Below are 2,717 nucleotides of genomic sequence, written 5' to 3' on the forward strand. Positions count from 1 at the left end.
CCATTAACAGTTAATTCATCATTATAACACCGTTGGTTTAGAATTTACCCCGACTCGAAGTTGGGCATTTATTTCAATAAAATACCGTTTGGATAATTCATCTGAACATTAAAAACCCCTGAAAAAATCATTTATCAATGATGATAAAAACGCACTTAAACATAGCTAACAAAAAATAGCAATCAACTAATAAAGAATATAATCATTACTACTTAATTAAATAAAGATTACCGTAAAACATCAAGACCAAAACCAGCCTCGTCACTACAATGGCATTACTTTATATCTCTCACACCTTTATAATACCACTAGCCCCACACGAGTTATATTAGCTTAATCAATGGCGTTCTGGCGTTATTATTTACACTCACAGCCAATTAACCATACAGTTCTGGACAAGCAAGTTAAGAATAAGTTTGCAAACACATCAACAATCATAACTTCACCAATCCATTATCGCTATCAATAAAAACATTGAACGATTCACTTTTCGCACAATTATGCAGAAACTCTTCACATTTTTTATATTCCTCGTTAAGAGCAATACACCCAAATCCGACATCATCATGTGGATAAATGGCCACATTTAAATCCAGATTAATATAAAAACAAACCTGACCAACAACTCCAGCATGACACATCATCAATCTTGATAGACCTCTGAAGTCATGACTTTTTTTACTTAAGCTGAGTGAAAAAGCCGGCAAACAAGAATCACCATAAAGATAACTTTCAAACTCTTCGGTCATTGGCAAAAGTAATTTTTTATCTTTCATCTCCTCATATAAAGCCTGATAATTATTAATCGTTTCTTTATCATCCTCTCTTTCATCATTAAATGAAAGAGCTGCAATAACAATTACACCTTCATCCTCTTTACCAAAAAAATCTTCGAATAAAGAAATAGCCTCGTCAATTAGAGGGTATGAAAAAGAAACTTTTTTTTCAAAAAAACCGACCCAACTTTTGGACAATCTAAATCCAGAGAAATTAATTTCATTTAGTGAGAGGCTACTTATCGATTTAAATGATCTTTCCATCACTCATACCTATGGTTATTTTATGCCTTGGCTTTGGTTCCGCTTTATCTATACCAACTTTCCATTCACCTAGTTTATCACTATGCGATGTATTACTTTTACTCCATATTTCATTTGTATGATTATTCTTATAATTCCCACATTATACTTTAACAAAATCTTCAGGATGTGATGACGGGGTCCTTACTATATCGCCTATTTCAGCACTGTTTACTTTTCCCTGGGATTATCTAAGTGGCATTTTGAAAGACCCAGGGGATCAATCTATGCCAGCGGATTCGGCGCATACTGATAAAGATAAAGCCTCCGCCAGCCCTATAGGGTCTTAGAATGCTATTCGGCTAAATCATGAATCAGGTGCTAGTTTCGTTCGTAGTTCACTGAAACTTTTAGACTAAAACTCATAAAACTGACCTCTCTTTGAAGCCAATATCAAACACCCGGAAGTCGAGAGTCTTCATAATTATTACTGGCGCAGAGCAAAAAACAATCAATTTTTTTAATTTCTTTCAACACTGGACTGTTTTGCGATGATTAATTCTTTTATTTAATCATTTCAGCAAAATAAAAAACATTCACATCCCAAACTGACATCATCTTTAGGTAATAATGTCTCCAGCATTAAGAATTGAATATCTATATAGTTCATCATTATCACTCTCAATTTATACAGCCATATATCATTTTCCTTTAGATACTTCTTAATCCACGTACCAATTGATAATTCTTTTTTTAATTAGCTCCAAAGCAGAAACATTAGCAACTATAACATGGATGGAAGAACCATCTACTTGCTTATCAAACTCGCTAATTGAATCAGTACCTTCATCTAAAACAATCTTAATGATCTCGCCATTATTTTTCTTTCTCGCTGAAAATATAGGATCACCATCCATAAACGGCGTTCCATTTGAAAAGGTGGTATTGTAATATGGGCAGTCCACTGGGTTTCTATTGTTCATAATGCTTAAAAAGAAATTTTGCAACGAAGACTCTAGTTCCAAATATTCATTCACATCAACAAGGTAATTATTAAACATATTCACTCCAAAAATGCTTCCCAGAAATAATTTCCATATCAACGCGCTCATGCTTAGTGTCTTTAACCATAAATGTTTTACTTACAGGTGTATCAGCTTCTCCACATTTACTAGCAATAGTTATTAATTTTTCTGCCCTCTGGAATGCATCTATTCTTAGCGCTAAATCACGTTTATTTAACTTTCCCTTCAGCTCCATCATCATTTTCTTAGCATCCTCTGCCGTAAGGGGGGTTCTTGACTCCATGAAACAGATTCTTCAAGGGACATGCCTTGTGCCTGGATTCGTCCTCGATGTGCTGCTGACAATCCCAACGGATCAACCCAACTGAGCGGGTTCGGTGCATACTGATAAAGATTCAGCCCACCCGCCAGCCCTATCGGGTCCTGACTGATGAACCGCCCCGCATTCGGATCATAGTAGCGGAACTGGTTATAGTGCAAACCCGTTTCTGCATCGTAGTACTGGCCCTGATAGCGCAGCGGCTGGTGTACCGGCTCAGCATGGCGCGTCTGAGCATGCTCTACCCGCACCGTGTTGCCCCACGCACGGTACTCTGCCCGCCACGCTACACTACCATCCCCACTGGTCAGCTCACGCGGCATGCCCGCAACGTCATTGTGATACCAGTGTACC

General features: G+C 37.4%; 4 protein-coding genes. All 4 read right to left on the bottom strand.

Going from position 1 to position 2,717, the window contains the following annotated elements; genetic code table 11:
* Positions 1-434 precede the first annotated feature (434 nt).
* Positions 435-1,040 (bottom strand): DUF3885 domain-containing protein, encoded by a 606-nt coding sequence (locus tag CBW22_RS25335; protein ID WP_088518203.1) that lies wholly within the window; start codon positions 1,038-1,040, stop codon positions 435-437.
* A gap of 701 nt (positions 1,041-1,741) precedes the next feature.
* Positions 1,742-2,080: a hypothetical protein gene (locus tag CBW22_RS25345; protein ID WP_088518204.1), complete on the bottom strand. Its 339-nt coding sequence runs from the start codon at positions 2,078-2,080 to the stop codon at positions 1,742-1,744.
* Positions 2,073-2,285 (bottom strand): hypothetical protein, encoded by a 213-nt coding sequence (locus tag CBW22_RS25350; RefSeq protein ID WP_088518205.1) that lies wholly within the window; start codon positions 2,283-2,285, stop codon positions 2,073-2,075. The genes CBW22_RS25345 and CBW22_RS25350 overlap by 8 nt, the downstream gene beginning before the upstream one ends.
* Positions 2,282-2,717, bottom strand: a 436-nt coding sequence (locus tag CBW22_RS25355) for an RHS repeat-associated core domain-containing protein (RefSeq protein ID WP_176428199.1), incomplete at its 5' end; no start/stop codon positions are given. The genes CBW22_RS25355 and CBW22_RS25350, both read right to left, overlap by 4 nt.

The organism is Pantoea sp. VS1 (assembly GCF_002207995.1).
GTDB classification, from domain to species: domain Bacteria; phylum Pseudomonadota; class Gammaproteobacteria; order Enterobacterales; family Enterobacteriaceae; genus Pantoea; species Pantoea dispersa.